General features: G+C 71.1%; 14 protein-coding genes and 1 riboswitch. Of the genes, 8 read left to right on the top strand and 6 right to left on the bottom strand.

Features of this window, described 5'->3' with window-relative positions; genetic code table 11:
• Positions 1-2: 2 nt before the first annotated feature.
• Complete coding sequence (locus ACIQRL_RS24555; RefSeq protein WP_401335519.1) at positions 3-4,184, top strand: molybdopterin-dependent oxidoreductase; 4,182 nt, start codon at positions 3-5, stop codon at positions 4,182-4,184.
• A 78-nt stretch (positions 4,185-4,262) separates the two neighbouring features.
• Here ACIQRL_RS24555 and ACIQRL_RS24560 read toward each other — a convergent pair whose 3' ends face one another.
• Positions 4,263-4,766: an NUDIX hydrolase gene (locus tag ACIQRL_RS24560; RefSeq protein WP_401335022.1), complete on the bottom strand. Its 504-nt coding sequence runs from the start codon at positions 4,764-4,766 to the stop codon at positions 4,263-4,265.
• A gap of 131 nt (positions 4,767-4,897) precedes the next feature.
• On the opposite strand from ACIQRL_RS24560, the gene ACIQRL_RS24565 reads away from it, so the two are divergent.
• Genes ACIQRL_RS24565 through meaB form a run of 3 tightly spaced genes read left to right on the top strand, consistent with a single transcriptional unit; the run spans position 4,898 to position 9,860 of the window.
• Positions 4,898-6,706, top strand: a complete 1,809-nt coding sequence (locus tag ACIQRL_RS24565; protein WP_401335024.1) for a methylmalonyl-CoA mutase family protein — start codon at positions 4,898-4,900, stop codon at positions 6,704-6,706.
• On the top strand, positions 6,706-8,880 hold the full coding sequence (gene scpA / locus ACIQRL_RS24570; protein WP_401335027.1) for a methylmalonyl-CoA mutase: 2,175 nt from the start codon (positions 6,706-6,708) through the stop codon (positions 8,878-8,880). Before ACIQRL_RS24565 ends, scpA begins: the two co-directional genes overlap by 1 nt.
• Positions 8,877-9,860 carry a methylmalonyl Co-A mutase-associated GTPase MeaB gene (gene meaB / locus ACIQRL_RS24575; RefSeq protein WP_401335029.1) on the top strand — a complete coding sequence of 328 codons (984 nt, stop codon included), beginning with the start codon at positions 8,877-8,879 and terminating at the stop codon, positions 9,858-9,860. The genes scpA and meaB overlap by 4 nt, the downstream gene beginning before the upstream one ends.
• Positions 9,861-9,983: 123 nt before the next feature.
• On the opposite strand, the gene ACIQRL_RS24580 is transcribed toward meaB, so the two are convergent.
• The 5 genes from ACIQRL_RS24580 to ACIQRL_RS24600 form a co-directional block, all read right to left on the bottom strand.
• A complete protein-coding gene (locus ACIQRL_RS24580; RefSeq protein ID WP_401335032.1) occupies positions 9,984-10,199 on the bottom strand; it encodes a histone-like nucleoid-structuring protein Lsr2 in 216 nt (71 codons plus the stop codon).
• Positions 10,200-10,476: 277 nt separating this feature from the next.
• Complete coding sequence (locus tag ACIQRL_RS24585) at positions 10,477-11,238, bottom strand: CbtA family protein (protein ID WP_401335035.1); 762 nt, start codon at positions 11,236-11,238, stop codon at positions 10,477-10,479.
• A gap of 21 nt (positions 11,239-11,259) precedes the next feature.
• Positions 11,260-11,481 carry a CbtB-domain containing protein gene (locus ACIQRL_RS24590; protein ID WP_365877220.1) on the bottom strand — a complete coding sequence of 74 codons (222 nt, stop codon included), beginning with the start codon at positions 11,479-11,481 and terminating at the stop codon, positions 11,260-11,262.
• Positions 11,482-11,521: 40 nt separating this feature from the next.
• Positions 11,522-11,668: riboswitch (cobalamin riboswitch) on the bottom strand.
• 163 nt (positions 11,669-11,831) lie between these two features.
• Entirely contained in the window at positions 11,832-12,920 is a 1,089-nt protein-coding gene (locus ACIQRL_RS24595) for an enoyl-CoA hydratase/isomerase family protein (RefSeq protein WP_401335038.1), read from the bottom strand.
• 217 nt (positions 12,921-13,137) lie between these two features.
• Positions 13,138-13,662, bottom strand: coding sequence for a cupin domain-containing protein (locus ACIQRL_RS24600; RefSeq protein WP_401335041.1), 525 nt, complete (start codon positions 13,660-13,662; stop codon positions 13,138-13,140).
• A gap of 139 nt (positions 13,663-13,801) precedes the next feature.
• Between ACIQRL_RS24600 and ACIQRL_RS24605 the strand changes: the two genes are divergently transcribed.
• The 4 genes from ACIQRL_RS24605 to ACIQRL_RS24620 all read left to right on the top strand — a co-directional run bounded on the left by ACIQRL_RS24605 (position 13,802) and on the right by ACIQRL_RS24620 (position 18,475).
• The gene (locus ACIQRL_RS24605) at positions 13,802-14,236 is read left to right on the top strand and encodes an RrF2 family transcriptional regulator (protein WP_401335043.1); all 435 of its coding nucleotides are present in this window, start codon (positions 13,802-13,804) and stop codon (positions 14,234-14,236) included.
• Positions 14,233-15,150, top strand: a complete 918-nt coding sequence (locus ACIQRL_RS24610) for a DsbA family protein (RefSeq protein WP_401335046.1) — start codon at positions 14,233-14,235, stop codon at positions 15,148-15,150. The genes ACIQRL_RS24605 and ACIQRL_RS24610 overlap by 4 nt, the downstream gene beginning before the upstream one ends.
• 702 nt (positions 15,151-15,852) lie before the next feature.
• Complete coding sequence (locus ACIQRL_RS24615; RefSeq protein ID WP_401335049.1) at positions 15,853-17,415, top strand: ABC transporter substrate-binding protein; 1,563 nt, start codon at positions 15,853-15,855, stop codon at positions 17,413-17,415.
• Positions 17,416-17,446: 31 nt separating this feature from the next.
• Positions 17,447-18,475: an ABC transporter permease gene (locus tag ACIQRL_RS24620; protein WP_401335051.1), complete on the top strand. Its 1,029-nt coding sequence runs from the start codon at positions 17,447-17,449 to the stop codon at positions 18,473-18,475.
• Positions 18,476-18,477: the final 2 nt, after the last annotated feature.

Raw genomic sequence — 18,477 nt, forward strand, 5'->3', positions numbered from 1 at the left:
GGATGGTCCTCGACATCGGGACGGGTCCCGGCGGCCGGCGTACGGTGCTGAAGGCGTCCGGTGACAAGGCGCACCCCGCCAACTTCGGGCGCCTGTGCACCAAGGGCGCGACCACGGCGGACATGCTCGCCGCCCCCGGACGGCTGACCTCGGCCCTCGTGCGCGCCGAGCGGGGGGCCGAGGCCGAGCCCGTCCCGGTGGACACCGCAATCGCCGAGACCGCGCGGCGGCTCCGGGCGGTGATCGACGAGCACGGTCCGGACGCCCTCGCGTTCTACGTCTCCGGGCAGATGAGCCTGGAGGCCCAGTACCTGGCGAACAAGCTGGCCAAGGGCTACGTACGGACGAACCAGATCGAGTCGAACTCCCGGCTGTGCATGGCCAGCGCGGGCACCGGCTACAAACTGTCGCTGGGCGCGGACGGCCCGCCCGGCTCGTACCAGGACTTCGAGCACGCCGACGTCTTCTTCGTCATCGGCTCCAACATGGCCGACTGCCACCCCATCCTCTTCCTCAGGATGATGGACCGGGTCAGGTCGGGCGGCGCCAAGCTGATCGTCGTCGACCCGCGGCGCAGCGCGACCGCCGACAAGGCGGACCTCTTCCTGCCGGTCCGGCCCGGAACGGATCTGGCCCTGCTCAACGGCCTGCTGCACCTGCTGTACGAGAACGGGCACACCGACCCCGGGTTCATCGCCGCCCACACCGAGGGATGGGAGGCGATGCCGGAGTTCCTGGCCGGCTACCCGCCCGCCACCGTCGCCGGCATCACCGGCGTCCCCGAGGACGACATCCGGGAGGCGGCGCGGCTCATCGGCGAGGCCGGCGAGTGGATGAGCTGCTGGACCATGGGCCTCAACCAGTCCACGCACGGCACGTGGAACACCAACGCGCTGGTCAATCTGCATCTGGCGACCGGCGCGATCTGCCGGCCGGGCAGCGGTCCGTTCTCGCTGACCGGTCAGCCCAACGCCATGGGCGGCCGGGAGATGGGCTACATGGGTCCGGGGCTGCCCGGCCAGCGGTCGGTTCTGGTCGACGCGGAGCGCGCCTTCGTCGAGGAGCTGTGGGAGCTGCCCCCGGGCACGGTCCGCAAGGACGGGGTCGGCCAGGGCACGATCGAGATGTTCCGGAAGATGGCCGACGGTGACATCAAGGCGTGCTGGATCGTCTGCACCAACCCCGTCGCCTCCGTGGCGAACCGCAAGACCGTCATCGAGGGGCTCGAACGGGCCGAGTTCGTCGTCACCCAGGACGTGTTCGCCGAGACGGAGACCAACGCGTACGCGGATGTCGTCCTGCCGGGTGCCCTGTGGACCGAGGCGGAGGGCGTCCTCGTCAACAGCGAGCGCAATGTCACCCTCGCCCGGCCCGCCGTGGAACCGCCCGGTGAGGCGATGGCGGACTGGCGGATCATCGCCGCTGTGGCCCGTGCGATGGGATACGAGCGGGGCTTCTCGTACGACTCCGCGGAGGAGGTCTTCGAGGAGATCAAGCGAGCCCACAACCCGAAGACCGGCTACGACCTGCGGGGTGTCACCTACGACCGGCTGCGGTCCACCCCGGTGCAGTGGCCCGCCCCGCGCGAGGACGGCCCCGACCGCAATCCCATCCGCTATCTGGACGCCGACGGCGGCGGTCCGGTCTTCCCCACGGCGAGCGGCCGCGCGGTGTTCCACGCCCGCCCGCACCTCCCCGCCGCCGAGATGCCGGACGACGACTACCCGTACGTCCTGAACACCGGCCGGTTGCAGCACCAGTGGCACACGCTCACCAAGACGGGCAGGGTCGCCAAGCTCAACAAGCTCGACCCGGGACCCTTCGTGGAGGTGCACCCGGACGACGCCGCCGCCCTCGGTATCGCCGACGGCGATTCGGTGGAGGTCGCCTCGCGGCGCGGGCGGGCGGTGCTGCCCGCCGTGGTGACCGACCGGGTCCGCCCGGGCTGCTGTTTCGCGCCCTTCCACTGGAACGACCTGTTCGGCGAGTACCTGAGCGTCAACGCCGTCACCAGCGACGCCGTCGATCCGCTGTCCTTCCAGCCGGAGTTCAAGGTCTGCGCGGTGTCCCTCGCGAGGGTGGCGACTCCGGTGTCCGTGACGGCCCCGGCCGTGGGCGGTATCGCCAGTACCGCCCAGGACAGCGCAGCCGTGGTGGCCGCCGGGTCCGGGGGGCCGACCCGGTCGGCCGCGCCCCCCGCAGGTCCCTCGGATCCCACGGATCCCACGGCACCCTCCGGGCACACGGACGTCTTCGGAATCGAGCCGGCTCCGCCGCCGGTCCTGGCCGAGCACGAGCGGCGGTATCTGATCGGCTTTCTCGCCGGCCTCGCGTCGGGCGCGCCCGGCGTGCCGGTGCTGCCGCCGGGTGCGCCCTTCAGCCCCGAGCACGCCCTGTGGGTGAACGGTGTGCTGGCCGGCATGTACTCCCGGGCCGTTCCGGAGACACCGACCCCGGCCGGGACCCCAGCCACCCCCGTCCGGGAGGTCGTCGTTCTGTGGGCCTCGCAGACGGGCAACGCCGAGGACTTCGCCACGGCCGCCGCCGACCGGCTCGCCACCACCGGGCACAAGGCCACCCTGGTCGGCATGGACGACGCCCACCCGGGGACACTGCCCACCGGCGCCGACATCCTCCTCATCACCAGCACCTTCGGCGACGGCGACGCCCCCGACAACGGGTCCGGGTTCTGGGACGCCCTCTCCGCACCCGACACGCCCCGCCTGGACGGCGTGCGCTACGCGGTGCTCGCGTTCGGCGACTCCTCCTACGACGACTTCTGCGGCCACGGCCGCCGCCTCGACCAGCGCCTCGACGAACTGGGCGCCGTCCGGCTCGCCCCGCGCACGGACTGCGAGCCCGCCTACGAGCCCTCGGCCTTGGCCTGGCTCGACCAGGTCCTCGCTTCACTGACCGAGGGAACCGAGAGAACCGAGCGAACGGACGGCACCAGCGGCTCGCAGTCGGCCTCGACGCCCACGTCGCCCGTACCGCCCGCGCCGCCCACCGCATCGGCCGGTCCGGCGGCGCCGTCGTCCGTTCCTCCTCCGCAGAGGAGGCCGGCCCCCGTCACCACGCTCCTGGTCGGGAACCGGCTGCTCAGCCTGCCCGGAGCGGGCAAGGAGGTCCGGCGTTTCACCTTCGACACCCGCGACAGCGAGACCCCGCTCGTCCACCGGGCCGGCGACGCGCTCGGCGTGCGTCCCGTCAACTCCCCCGGCCTCGTGAGGGAATGGCTGGCCACCACCGGGCTCGCCCCGGACACCGCGGTGACTGCGAACGGACACGGGGAGATCCGGCAGATCCCCTTCCAGGAGGCCCTGCACCGGCGTCTGGACATCACACGGATCACCCCTGACCTGCTGCGCTTCGTCGCCGAACGCACCCATGACCGGGTACTGAAGAAACTCCTGCGCCCCGACAACAAGGACGAACTGGCCAAGTGGTCCTGGGGGCGTCAGGCCGTCGACGTCATCGCCGAACACCCCGTCCGGGCCGACGCCCAGGAGTGGGCCGAGGTGCTGAGGCCGCTCCAGCCCCGCCTGTACTCCATTTCGTCCAGCCCGCTGACCGACCCCCACCTCGTCTCGCTCACGGTCTCCGTCGTCCGGTACGAGAACCCCGGCGGCCGACCGCGTCAGGGCGTCTGCTCGCCCTTTCTCGCCGACGCGGCCCCCGGCACCCCGGTACCGGTGTTCGTTCAGCCCTCCCCGAAGTTCCGGCCACCGGCCGACCCCGCCACGCCCATGGTGATGGTGGGACCCGGCACCGGGATCGCCCCCTTCATCGGCTTCCTGCACGAACGTCGCGCCCTGGGCCACCGCGCCCCCAACTGGCTGTTCTTCGGCGAACAGCACCGGGCCACCGACTTCTACTACGAGGACGAGCTCACCGCGTTCCTCGCCGACGGCACGCTCGCCCGCCTGGACACCGCCTTCTCCCGCGACCAGCGCGCCAAGGTCTACGTCCAGGACCGGATGCGCGAGCACGGCCCGCAGCTCTGGTCCTGGCTCCAGGAGGGGGCGCACTTCTACGTGTGCGGCGACGCCTCCCGTATGGCCAAGGACGTCGACCAGGCCCTCCGGGACATCGCCATCACCCACGGCGGCCACAGCGCGGACGGGGCCACCGCGTACGTCAAGCAACTCGCGGCCGAGAAGCGCTACGTCCGTGACGTCTACTGATCGGCCGCGGGTCGGCGGCCCGCCGAGGCAGGTGCGCGGGCTTCCTTTCCTGCCCGTTGAGGGGCGTCCTCCCCGCGGTCAGGACGAGGCGCCGGCGGGCCCGTTCGGCACGAAGCCCAGGTCGACGGGTGTCGCGGGTGGGCCGTCCCGTCGTACGGCAGCCAGCAGTTCCGGGAGCCGGGGCGGCCAGAGCGGCTCTCCCGCGTTCGAGAGATCACCCGGTGACCACCATCTCCCCCGAAGGATCCTGTCCGCCGCATGCGCCTCGCCCAGTTCGCCCACCAGTTCCCGGCGGGGCCCGTACGCGAGGAAGATGTGTTCGTGCTGCCGCACGGGGACACCGGCCCGGGTGAAGTCGTGCTCCCAAAGACACAGCACGGTGCCGCCGAGCTCGATGTCCGTCCACCCGGTCTCCTCGCGCAGTTCGCGCTCGGCCGCCTGGAGCGGTGTCTCGCCCGGGTCCATTCCGCCGCCGGGCAGCGCCCAGTGGGCGCCGACCTCCTCGTTGTCGTACCGGAACATGAAGACAGCCCCCGCCGGATCCAGTACGGCGACTCTGGCTGCTTGCCTGGGAATCCGCATCGGTTCACCCTGCCAGAACGGCCCGAGGGGCGTCGACCGGGTGCTTGAGATCTGGATCACCGGCAGCAAGAGGCCAAGGTCACAGGCTTACCCTCTGCTGTCGCTCCAGAACTCTGACCTAGCATCCGAGCATGACAGTCCTGCCCAATGACGGGCTCGCGCTGGCCGCCGAGTTCCCTTCCGCGACCCATGACCAGTGGCAGCTCCTGGTAGAAGGCGTGCTGCGCAAATCGGGCAAGGAGGTCTCGAGCGCGACAGCCGAAGCCGCGCTGTCCACCTCGCTCGAGGACGGGCTCGCCACCCGGCCGTTGTACACGGCGCGTGACACGACCGCCGATGCCGGTTTCCCCGGATTCGCCCCCTTCGTCCGAGGTAGCCGGCCCGAGGGCAACACCGCCGGCGGCTGGGACGTACGGCAGCGGCACACAGCGGCCGACAACGCCCTGGTGCTCGGTGACCTGGAGAACGGCGTCACCTCGCTGTGGCTCGCCGTCGGCGAGGGCGGCCTTCCGGTCTCCTCGCTCCGGAGCGTCCTCGCCGGCGTCTACCTCGATCTGGCCCCCGTCGTCCTCGACGCGGGAACCGAGGTCGTGTCCGCGGCCCAGGAGTTGTTCCGGCTGTACGAGGAAAACGGCGTCGCCCCGAGTGCCGCGCGCGGCAACCTCGGCGCGGACCCGCTCGGCCATGAAGCCCGTACGGGCGAGGCGATGGACTTCGCCCCGGTCGTCCCGCTCGCCCTGCGGTGTGCCGAGGAGTACCCCGGGCTCCGGGCGCTCACCGTGGACGCGCTGCCGTACCACGAGGCCGGCGGCTCGGCCGCGCAGGAACTGGGCGCCTCGCTGGCGACCGGTGTCGCCTATCTGCGGGAGCTGACCGCAGCGGGGCTGTCCGTCGAACAGGCCTGTGCCCAGCTCGAGTTCCGGTACGCGGCGACCGCCGACCAGTTCCTGACGATCGCCAAGCTGCGGGCGGCGCGCAGGCTGTGGGCGCGGGTCGCCGAGGTGTGCGGAGCGCCGGGCGCGGGTGCGCAGGTGCAGCACGCCGTGACCTCGCCGGTGATGATGTCGCGCCGCGACCCGTGGGTGAACATGCTGCGCACGACCATCGCGACGCTCGCGGCCGGGGTCGGCGGCGCCGACTCCGTCACCGTCCTGCCCTTCGACCACGAGCTCGGCCTGCCGGACGCCTTCGCGCGGCGCATCGCCCGCAACACGTCGACGATCCTCATCGAGGAGTCGCACCTGTCCCGGGTGACCGACCCGGCGGGCGGCTCCTGGTACGTGGAGAAGCTCACCGACGAACTCGCCCACGCGGGCTGGGAGTTCTTCCAGGGGATCGAGCAGAGCGGTGGCCAGGCCGCCGCACTCCGCTCGGGGCGTCTCGGCCAGGACCTGGCGGAGACCTGGGCGGCTCGCTCGGTGAAGCTCGCCAAGCGGCGCGAACCGATCACCGGCGTCAGCGAGTTCCCGAACCTGGCCGAGCGCCCGGTGAAGCGTGAGCCCGCGCCCGAGGCGCCGTCCGGCGGCCTGCCGCGGGTGCGGCGGGACGAGGCGTACGAGGCACTGCGGGCCCGCTCCGACGCGCACCTCGCCGCCACCGGGTCCCGTCCGCGGATCTACCTGGCCACGATCGGCCCCGCCGCCGCGCACACCGCGCGGTCGACGTTCGTCGCGAACCTGTTCCAGGCCGGCGGCATCGAGCCGGTCACGGACGGCACGTTCGAGGACAGCGGCGCCACCGAGGCCTGCCTGTGCTCCAGTGACGCCCTGTACGAGGAGCAGGCCGCGAGCACGGCCGAAGCCCTCACAGCCGCGGGTGCCCGGCATGTGTTCCTGGCCGGCCGTCCCGGGCAGTACCCCGGTGTGGACGACTATGTCTTCGCGGGCTGCGACGCCGTCGCCGTCCTTTCCGCCACCCTCGACCGCATGGGAGTGTCCTGATGGGAATCCCCGACTTCTCCGGAATCGAACTGGGGACGCCCACCACCGAAGGCAGCGCCGACGAGTGGAGTGCCGCCGCAGAGAAGGCGACGGGCGGGAGCGAGGCGTTCTGGGAGACCCCGGAGGGCATCGCCGTCAAGCCGCTGTACACGGGCCGTGACACGGAAGGCCTGGACTTCCTCGACACGTACCCGGGCGTGGCCCCGTATCTGCGCGGTCCGTACCCCACGATGTACGTCAACCAGCCCTGGACGATCCGCCAGTACGCGGGCTTCTCCACGGCCGAGGAGTCCAACGCCTTCTACCGCCGCAACCTCGCGGCCGGCCAGAAGGGCCTGTCGATCGCCTTCGACCTGCCCACGCACCGCGGTTACGACAGCGACCACCCGCGCGTGACGGGCGACGTCGGCATGGCCGGTGTGGCCATCGACTCCATCTACGACATGCGCCAGCTCTTCGACGGCATCCCGCTGGACAAGATGACCGTGTCGATGACGATGAACGGCGCCGTGCTGCCCGTTCTCGCGCTGTACATCGTGGCAGCCGAGGAACAGGGCGTGCCGCCCGAGAAGCTGGCCGGGACCATTCAGAACGACATTCTGAAGGAGTTCATGGTCCGCAACACCTACATCTATCCGCCGAAGCCGTCGATGCGGATCATCTCCGACATCTTCGCGTACACCTCGCAGCGGATGCCGCGCTACAACTCCATCTCGATCTCCGGGTATCACATCCAGGAGGCGGGCGCGACGGCCGACCTGGAGCTGGCGTACACGCTCGCGGACGGGGTCGAGTACATCCGGGCGGGCCGCGAGGCGGGCCTGGACGTGGACGCGTTCGCGCCGCGGCTGTCGTTCTTCTGGGCGATCGGCATGAACTTCTTCATGGAGGTCGCCAAGCTGCGGGCGGCGCGCCTGCTGTGGGCGAAGCTGGTGAAGCAGTTCGACCCGCAGAACGCCAAGTCCCTTTCCCTGCGCACCCATTCGCAGACCTCCGGCTGGTCGCTCACCGCGCAGGACGTCTTCAACAACGTGACGCGTACGTGTGTGGAGGCCATGGCCGCCACCCAGGGCCACACCCAGTCGCTGCACACCAACGCCCTGGACGAGGCGCTGGCGCTGCCGACCGACTTCTCCGCGCGGATCGCCCGCAACACGCAGTTGCTGCTCCAGCAGGAGTCCGGCACGACCCGGGTCATCGACCCGTGGGGCGGCAGCGCGTACATCGAGAAGCTGACGTACGACCTCGCGCGCCGGGCCTGGCAGCACATCGAGGAGGTCGAGGCGGCGGGCGGCATGGCGCAGGCCATCGACGCCGGCATCCCCAAGCTCCGGATCGAGGAGGCGGCGGCCCGCACCCAGGCCCGCATCGACTCCGGCCGCCAGCCGGTCATCGGCGTCAACAAGTACCGCGTCGAGACCGACGAGAAGATCGACGTCCTCAAGGTCGACAACTCCTCCGTACGCACCCAGCAGATCGAGAAGCTGCGGCGGCTGCGGGCGGAGCGCGACGAGCGGGCGTGCCAGGACGCGCTCGACGACCTGACGCGGGCGGCGGGCGGCGAGGGCAACCTGCTGGAGCTGGCGGTGCGCGCGGCCCGCGCGATGGCCACCGTCGGGGAGATCTCCGACGCCCTGGAGAAGGTGTACGGGCGGCACGCGGGCCAGATCCGTACGATCTCCGGGGTGTACCGCAACGAAGCAGGGGAGTCCCCGTCCGTGGACCGCACCCGTACGCTGGTGGACGCGTTCGAGGAGGCCGAGGGCCGTCGCCCGCGCATCCTGGTCGCCAAGATGGGCCAGGACGGTCACGACCGCGGCCAGAAGGTGATCGCGACCGCCTTCGCCGACCTCGGCTTCGACGTCGACGTCGGCCCGCTGTTCCAGACGCCGGGTGAGGTGGCCCGTCAGGCGGTGGAGGCGGACGTGCACATCGTGGGCGTCTCGTCGCTGGCCGCGGGACACCTCACCCTCGTACCGGCGCTGCGCGAGGAACTGGCGGCGGAGGGCCGCGAGGACATCATGATCGTGGTCGGCGGGGTGATCCCGCCGCAGGACGTGCCGACCCTGCTGGAGATGGGCGCGGCCGCCGTGTTCCCGCCGGGGACGGTGATCCCGGACGCGGCCTACGACCTCGTCCAGCGGCTCTCTGCCGACCTCGGGCACGCCCTGTGATCGAACTCGACACCTATGTCAAGGGTGTACTCGACGGGAAGCGGGCGCTCGTCGCCCGCGCCATCACCCTCGTCGAGTCCACCCGGCCCCAGCACCGGGCGCTGGCGCAGGAGTTGCTGACCGAGCTGCTCCCGCACAGCGGGAAGGCGCGGCGGATCGGCGTCAGCGGGGTGCCCGGCGTGGGCAAGTCGACGTTCATCGACGCGTTCGGCACGATGCTGACCTCGCTCGGGTACCGGGTCGCGGTGCTCGCCGTCGACCCGTCCTCCAGTCGTACGGGCGGCTCGATCCTGGGTGACAAGACCCGGATGGAGCGCCTCGCCGTGGACCCGGCCGCCTTCATCCGCCCCTCCCCCACCGCCGGAACGCTCGGCGGGGTGGCCAAGGCGACCCGCGAGTCGATCGTGGTGATGGAGGCGGCCGGCTACGACGTGGTGCTGGTGGAGACGGTCGGGGTCGGCCAGTCCGAGACCGCGGTCGCCAACATGGTCGACTCCTTCCTGCTGTTGACGCTGGCCCGCACCGGGGACCAGTTGCAGGGCATCAAGAAGGGCGTCCTGGAACTGGCCGACGTGATCGCCGTCAACAAGGCGGACGGTCCGCACGCGCGCGACGCGCAGTCCGCCGCGCGCGAACTGGCGGGCGCCCTGCGGCTGATGCACGGCAGGGACGCGGCCTGGACGCCTCCGGTGCTGAGTTGCAGCGCCCGCGAATCGGCCGGTCTTGACACCGTCTGGGACCGCCTGGAGCAGCACCGCACGCTCCTCGACTCGACGGGCCGTCTCGCCGACAAGCGCCGTGACCAGCAGGTCGACTGGACCTGGACGATGGTCCGCGACGAACTCCTCGGCCGCCTGCACAGCGATCAGGCCGTACGGGCCATCACCCCCGACCTCGAACGCCAGGTACGGGAGGGCGGGTTGACCGCCACGCTCGCGGCGGAGCGCATTCTGAAGGTCTTCGGCGGCGAAGCCCGTTGAGCCGGCCGCTCGGGCGGTGGCAGGGCGAAGGCAGTTGAACCGCACGGGCGGTGACGGGGCTGAGCCCGGTCACCGCCCGTGTTCGCGTTCACGGCCGGACCCGGCGCAGGCCGGATCCTGTGCTCACCTCTGTGCTGCCTCGTAAGCCTCGCGGATGGACGCAGGGATACCTCCCCGATCATTTACCAGATAGCCGTTGGTGCGTGCCCACATGCGTATCGGCTCGTCCTCCGGACGGGGATCGAGCTTACGGGTTCCAGCGGACTTGCCGGGGCCTCTCCCGTCTCCCGAGGACACCCCTTCCAGCCGGTCCGCCGCCTCTTGGAAGAAAGCGGACAACGAGGCGTATACACCCTCCTCGGGATCGTGTGCATCAGCCCACGTTCCGATGGTTCCGTTGAGCGTGTCCAGAAACGTCCCGTAGAGACCGTCACGCTCCGCAGCGATCGGAGAACGTGGTAGGCGGTCAGGTCGCCCTGCTCGACGCCATCGAGCGCCGTATCGATTTCGCTACCGAGGACGGCAAGGAGCACCGGCCGGCCGCGAGCGGCTCGCCACCATCGTCGTCCGGAAAGCCCCCGGAAGCATCCGGGGGCTTTCTCGTGTCCCGACGGATTCAGTTCGCGGCCGGAACCGACCGCCGCCCGGACGGGACCGCCGCGGGCCGGGGGTTGAGCATGCGCTCGGCCAACTCGCCGAAGACGAGGCCGAATCCGCCCCACAGGGTGGCCTGGATGGCCAGCGCGGAGAGCCTGAACCGCCACAGCAGGGTGGCCGGGAAGTCCCCGGGCACCTCGTTGATCACGGGCAGGAACTCGTAGGCCAGGCCGATCAGGACGGCGAAGGCGGCCACCGCGGTGACGGTGGCGTACCAGGTGCCCAGGCTGGGCGCGAGGCGCTTGCCGAGGATGGTGGCGCCGACGGCCAGGAGCACGCTGAGCACCATCATCAGGAAGTACAGCGTGGTCCGCTTGCCGATGGTGTCGGGGTCTCCCACCGACGGCGGATTGGCCGGGTACTTCAGGAACGGCACGACGTACACGGCGAGGAGCGCGGTCCCGGACAGCAGGAGCGCCGTCGCGCGCGGACTGAAGCGGCCCACGCGGCCGAGTGCGAAGCAAAAGGCGAGCGCGGCGATGCCGCCGAAGGAGATGCCGTAGACCAGGACACCGGTGGCGAGGCCGGCGGTGGACTGGAGGCTGCGGGAGACGAGTTCGACCTCGTGCCCGTGCGCTGGAGCGTGGGCCTCCTCGAAGCCGATCGCGCTGTCGACGGTCGGTTCACCGAGCAAGTAGGCGACGACCAGGGCGAGTACACCGGCCGCGAGGCCGGCGAGCATGCCTCGCACGAGCAGGTTTCTTACCGTTGCGGAGTTCATGAGCGTGTGTCGTCCCTCGCGTCAGTGGCAGGGGAAACCGAGCAGGTGGCGGGCGTCGTGCACCCACTCGTGGACGTCCTCGCCGGAGACGACGGAGGTGGCGCCCTGTTCGGCGCCGACGAAGTACAGCAGAACCAGCATCAGGATGCCGAAGAAGACCGCCCAGGGAGCTATCGCGGTCAGCGGCAGCTTGGCGGGAAGTGCGGGGGTGGTGGCTGTCGGCTGAGCGACGGTCTGCGCCATGGCAGGACCTCCTCGGGAGTTCGCGTCCCATCTCGGTGGTGCACAGGATGACGCCTACGGGTCTGACTCACGGGGCGCCCAGCGTGGCTGGAGCGGCTCGTTCACAGTGGCGCGACCGTGCCGGATTTCCACCGGCTTCCGTCTTGACGTCATCAATATCGGACCGACCGTACCGCGTGCCGCGTACCTGGCCAAGACCGCGCCACCTGGGGTGATCTTCCTCTCGTCCCAGGTCGGCGGGTCCTCTGTGAACAGCGGGTCACCGGGTGCCGTTTCGGACGATGCCCGAAGAACTGCCCGGCGGCTGCGCTTCGTTCAGCCGTGGACCCGATCCTCCCGCTCGCCCGACCTCAGTCGCTCACCGTCGCCGCGCCCGGGTCGGCGAGCCCCAGCTCACGTTCGCCCAGCGAGGCGAAGAAGCGCTCGACGTCGGCGTCGGTGACCTCGGCGAGCGTGGCCGGGGACCAGTGCGGGTCGCGGTCCTTGTCGATGATCTGGGCCCGGATGCCCTCGACCAGGTCGGGGGCGGACAGCGCGGCGCAGGAGACGCGGAACTCCTGGTCCAGAACGCGCTCCAGCGAACCGAGCCGCCGGGCGCGGCGCAGGGCGGCCAGTGTGACCTTCAAGGCCGTGGGCGAGTTGCCGAGGAGGGTCTCCGCCGACTCCTTCGCCGCCGGGTCGCCCACCGCGAGGAGTCGCTGGACGATCTCCTCGACCGTGTCGGCGCTGTAGCAGGCGTCGATCCACTCCCGCCGCTCCGCCAGCTCGCCCCGGGGTGCCGGCTGCGCCTGGCGGGCCAGGGCCTCCGGTACCGGGAGGGCGGCGAGGTCGGCTGTGAACTGCCTGAGCGACGAGGACGGCAGGTAATGGTCGGCGAGGCCGCACAGCAGTGCGTCGCCGGCGCCGATCGAGGCACCCGTGAGGGCGAGATGGGTGCCCAGTTCGCCCGGGGCGTGGGCGAGGAGATGGGTGCCGCCGATGTCGGGGACGAAGCCGATGCCGGTCTCGGGCATGGCCACGCGTGAGCGCTCGGTGACGACCCGGACACTTCCGTGCGCGGAGACGCCGACGCCCCCGCCCATGACGATGCCGTCCATGACCGCCACGTACGGCTTGGGGTAGCGGGCGATGCGGGCGTTGAGGTGGTACTCGTCGCGCCAGAACGCGGCGGACGCGGTGCCGTCCCCGTCGCGCGCGTCGTCGTGGACGAAGCGGATGTCGCCGCCCGCGCACAGCCCGCGCTCCCCGGCGCCGGTGATGACGACGGTCTCGACGGCCGGGTCGTGTTCCCAGGCGGTGAGCGCCCGGTCGATCCGGCGCACCATCGCGTGGTTCAGGGCGTTCAGCGCCTTCGGCCGGTTGAGGGTGAGGTGGCCGGCCCGTCCGTCGGTGTGCACCAGGACGGATTCCTCGGCGGCGGGTGCCTCGGTGCCGCTCATCCGAGAGCCTCCGTCAGTCCGCGGGCCACGATGACGTGCATGATCTCGTTGGTTCCTTCCGGGGTCCGGCGGTTTCGCGGGTCACGACGATCTTCTCGCTACGGTACTCACCGGGGGGCGTGGCCCCCGTACGGGTGGGGAGTGCGGTACGCCACCGGTACCCCGGATCGGTGGCGTACCGCTTCGCCGTGACGCGCGGGTCGAACGGCCCGTCCTGTCAGGCTTCCTCTGCGGAGCCTTCCTCCCCGTCCCGCAGCACATACAGCCGCGGCAGGTTGACCACGATCGCCTCCTGGGTGCTGCGGGCGATGACGACGACCGCCTCGTCGGCGGGGTCCGGGTTCTCCTCGCGGTGCGGCACGAACGGCGGCACGAAGATGTAGTCACCGGGTGAGGTGCGCAGACGTACTTCCTCGGGCTGCACCCCGGAGTCGTCGAGGAAGACGAACTCGGGGTGTCCGCTCACCACATAGATCGCGGTCTCGGACTCTCCGTGGTGGTGGTCCGAGGACGCGGTGGAGGGGGCGACGTGCGTCTGGCCCATCCACAGCTTCTCGGAACCGACGGTGGTGCCGCTGACGGCGGCGAATCTGCGCATGCCCCCGGTCTGCGCCGTGTCGCCGTCGAGAGCGTCGGCGCGGATGTGGTGCAGGCGGGTGCGCAGGGGACGTACGGACTGCCCTTCGGCGTCCGGGAGATGGGGGTGGAAACCTTCGCCGGGGGTGGTCAACGGCTCGCTCATGAAGGGCGACGCTAGAGCGGCCCCGAAAAGGATGTCAAGAGGTGTCCATTGCCCTTCACCTGCGGCAATGTTCCCGCAATGTATGCGGGGAACCGGTGGAAGGCCTGCCGGCGCACCCCGTGTCGGGCATCATGTGCGCATGCATATCTCCGCGAAGGCGGACTACGCCACACGGGCCCTGTTGGAGCTCGCCCGCGAACCCGCCCGCCCCCTCACATGCGAGGCCATGGCCTCCTCGCAGCACGTTCCGTTCCGGTTCCTGAAGTCCGTGGTCGGCGAGTTGCGCCGGGCCGGCCTGGTGCGCAGCCAGCGGGGCTGCGAGGGCGGGTACTGGCTCGGCCGGCCCGCCGACGAGATCACACTGCTGGACGTCGTACGCGCCGTGGACGGTGAGTTGATCACCCTGCGGGGCGAGCCGCTGGCCGGGCTCGCCTACCCGGGTCCCGCCTCCGGACTGCCGGGGGTGTGGCGTCGTATCGAGGCGGACGCCGCGGCGGTGCTGGGCGGGACGACCCTGACCGCGCTGCTGCCCGCCGGGGCGGCCGAACAGGTGCACCGCAAAGGAGCCGCGTGACCCGCGCGACGGAGCGGCCCGCGGTGGAGGTGGTGGAGTACACCGACCCGCTGTGTCCCTGGGCCTGGGGTTCGGAACCGGTGTTCCGCAGGCTCCGCGCCGCGCTCGCGGACCGGGTCCACTGGCGCCGCGCGTACTGCGTTCTCTTCGACCACGACGACGACCCGGCGCCCGATCCGGCGGCGGAGACCGCCTGGTACGCACGCTACGTCGAGGACGTCAGCGCCCACACGAGGGCGCCGCGGGCGCGACAACTGAGCCGGGTCGCGGCGAGTTCATGGCCGTCATCGCTGGTCGCCAAGGCCGCCGAGCGCCAGGGCGACGAGGTGGCCGGGCGGGTGCTGCGGCGGCTTCGGGAGAGCGTCTTCGTGCTCGGGGAGCCGGCGGACACCGCGGCGCTGGCGGAGTCCGCGGTGCGGAGCGTGCCCGGTCTGGACCGTGCGCGGCTGGCCACCGACGCCGCGTCGGAGGCCGTGCTGGAGGCGGTCCGCGCCGACCGCGCCGAGGCGCGCCGACCGGTCCGCGAGGTGCTGTCGGTGCGCGGCGGATCGCCGCATCCCGGCGCCGCGAAGGAGACCGCCGACGGCGGGTACCGCTACGCGTTGCCGACCCTGCTGGTCCGCGCTCCCGTTGGATGTCGCGTGGTGCCGGGCTGGCGGCCGTACGAGGAGTACGCGTCGGCTTTCGAGGAGTTGGCACCCGGGCTGCTGACGGATGCCGTGCGGCCGAGTCCCGCGGAAGCGCTCAGGCGCTACCGGAGCCTGACCGATCCGGAGCGCGGGGCGTTGACCGACGGCCCGTGGCCTCCGGACGACGCCGTACGCGTCCAGACCGGCAACGGCCCCCTGTGGCTGCACCCGGAGGAGGCCGCCGTACACCCGGCCGGCGGCCCGGGCGCTCCCGCCGCGCCCTGACGGGCTTCTGAGCGGAGGTCAGGCCACGGGCGAGTGGCCGCCCTGCCTGTGCTCCGCCGTGACGGGTTCCTGATCAGGGGCCCTCCTCCCGTGACGGGTTCCTGATCAGGGGTCGGAAGCGCGGGCGGATCGCCGCTGGGCCCAGTCCTCGTGTGACGGGCTCCTGATCAGGTGCGCGGTGTGACCGGTGGCGGTGCTGCCTGCCGTTCCCCGGCGGCCCTCTGATCAGCCGTCAGGTCCGTCCCGACCAATGAGACACCAATTGGTGTCCATTGACAGCCGCGGAGAACCGGCCCCAGGATGTGCACCATGCTCACGACGCACCCCGGCGTGGTGTGCCGCTACGTGGACCTGCGGCGCACCTGCAGCGCTCTCTGTCGCTGACCGCCCGCCAACCGCGGCCCCCAGGCGCCTGACGCCTTCACGCCGGAACCGGCCCCGCTCCGCTTCGCCGCCCGGCCCCCGTCATCGCGCGCCGTCCCCTCAGCGTTTCGTCGCTTCCACTCCCCTCGCTTCCCGGCCCTCCCCCGTGATCCGCCGACGCCTCCTGCCCTGAGCGCGGCACGCCCACGTGCGCACCGAAGCCACGCAGGCATGCCCGTCCCCGGCCGGTGCGGTGTCCGCGTCCACGGGGCGTGCCGCCCTTGCTCCCTGCCCGCCGCCCCGGCGCGGCGGCCGGGTGCCTTCGCAGAAAGAAAACCGATGCCCGGACGACTCACGCTCCGCAACCGCACAGCGACCCTCCGTTCCGACCGGCTGCGCGCCGCCGCCCTGGGGACCGCCCTTGCCACCGTGCTCGTCCCCGCGCTCAGCGCCTGCGGCGGCGAGGCAGCGTCGGCCACCGGCGGCGCCGCGCTGAAATGGACCTCCTCCTACTTCCCCGCCCACTGGGACCCGGTCGTCAGCGGCAGCGGCGCCCAGTTCCGCGAACTCGCCCTGGTGTACTCCTCGTTGACGCGGACGGACGAGAACGGGAAGGCCGTCCCCGACCTGGCCAAGAGCTGGGACTACAACGCCAAGGGTGATGTGATCACCTTCCACCTGCGCCCTCACCTGAAGTTCAGCGACGGTGCGCCGGTCGACGCCTCCGCCGTGAAGGCCGCGATCGAACGGGCCCAGAAGCAGAAGAACTCCGCTCTCTTCGGCGACCTGACCTCCATCAAGTCGGTGGACGCCAACGGCCTCGACGCGGTGATCCACCTCAGCCAGGTCGACTACCAGATCCCCCAACTCCTCGGCGAGCGCGTCCTGCAGATCGCCAGTCCCAAGGCGGCGGCCTCCCCCGACAAGCTGGACCAGAACCCGGTCGGCGCCGGCCCGTTCACCGTCGCCCAGCTCGTCCCGGGCACCAAGGCCGTCCTGAAGAAGAATCCGGACTACTGGGACGCCAAGAACATCCACATCGACAACGTCGAGCTGAGCTCCGCTCCCGACGCCTCCACCGTGGTCTCCGGCCTCCAGACCGGCGTCTACAACTTCGCGGACATAGCGCCCAGTCAGGCCGACGCCGCCAAGAAGGCCGGACTCGACGTCTTCGTGCAGCCCGGCTTCAACGCCTCCAACCTCAGCCTCAACACCAACAAGGCGCCCTTCGACAACGACAAGGTCGTCGACGCGGTCCGGTACGCGATCAACCGTCAGGAGTTCGTCGACAAGCTGACCTTCGGCTACGGCTCGGTGACCAACCAGCCGTTCCCCAAGGGGTACGTCGCCTTCGACCCGCAGTCGGCGAACGCCTACGCCTACGACCCCGCGAAGGCGAAGAAGCTGCTGAGCGAGGCGGGTTACAAGGCGGGTGCCCTCAAGCTCAACCTGGTCATCCCGGCCGAGGACCCCCAAGCCGAGATCGTCCAGGCGCAGTTGGCGAAGGTCGGCATCACCGTCACCATCAAGATCGACAAGAACTGGGCCACGCCGTTCTTCGCCAAGGACCTGACGTTCTCGCTGTACGGCACCACTGGGCGCGACTCGGCGGCGCAGACCCTCACCGCGCACTTCGGCCCGAACGGCCCGCTCAACCTCAGCTCGCCCTATGAGCCCGCCGGTTTCGAGGCCGCCATCGCCAAGGTCCGCCGGACCCCGCTGGATTCGCCCGACTACGCGAAGGTCCTGCAGGCGGCGACCCGGGCCGGTCTGGAGAGCAAGGCCCTGGTCTTCACGTACTCCTCGCCCAACCTCATCGCCAAGAGCAAGTCCATCTCCGCCCTGCCGAAGAACCCGGCCCACATCGACTGGACCGGCGTGACCATCGCCGGCTCCAACTGACACTCCGTCCACGACAGAGAGGGGGCAACCCATGACGACGACGGAGGCACCGGCCCCGCCCGACGTCCGTCTCCCGGCCGCCGCGGCCAGGGCACGGCACACCCTGGGCCGGGTCCTGGCCACCCTCGCCCGCTCGGTCGCGATCTTCGTGCCCGTCTTCCTGGTCGCTACGTTCGTGACCTTCGCGCTGCGGTCACTGAGCGGGCTCAGCCCGGCGCGCATCCAGCTGGGCGAGGAGGCGACTCCCGAAGCGGTCGCCCGTGTCGAGGCCCACTGGGGCCTCGACCGGCCCTTCCTCGTCCAGTACGCGGACTGGTTCGGCGGCGTCCTGCACGGACGGCTCGGCACGAGCTGGACCAACGGCGCCGACATCTCCACCCTCATCGGCCTCGGCCTAGGCGTGAGCCTGTCGGTGGCGACCTTCGCCCTGCTCATCGGCGTCGTCGCCGGATTCGTCCTGGGCACGGTCGCGGCACTGCGCCGCACCACCTGGGTCGACCGCGCGATCACCGGCTTCGTCACGGTGATCTCGGTGATGCCGGCCTTCGTCGTCGGCATCGTGCTGGTCGCGGTCTTCGCGGTGGGACTGCACCTGTTCCCCTCCGCCGGATACGTTCCGGCGGAACAGGGTTTCGGTCCGTGGCTCGCCCACATCACCCTCCCCGCCATCGCGCTGAGCTTCGACGTCGTCGCCGATGTCGCCCGGCAGCTACGCGGCAGCCTCGTCGGGGCGTACCGCGAGAACTATGTGACGGGCGCGGTGGTCCGCGGGCTGAGTCCGCGCCGGATCTTCTTCGGCCATGTGCTGCGCAACGGCCTCGGACCCGCCCTCGCCACCCTCGGTCTGAAGTTCCCGGCGCTGGTCGGCGCCTCCGTCGTCACAGAATGGATCTTCGGACTCCAGGGCTTCGGACGGTTCGCCAACGACTCCGCGCAGGCCGGGGACGTACCGGCCGTGCAGGGCGTCCTCGTGGTGTCGATCGTGCTGGTCGTCGCCTTCAACCTGCTCGTCAACCTGGTGCTGGCACGCGTCACACCGGCCTCCGGACGGGGGGTGTGACC

It is taken from the genome of Streptomyces sp. NPDC091209, assembly GCF_044757755.1.
GTDB lineage: Bacteria > Actinomycetota > Actinomycetes > Streptomycetales > Streptomycetaceae > Streptomyces.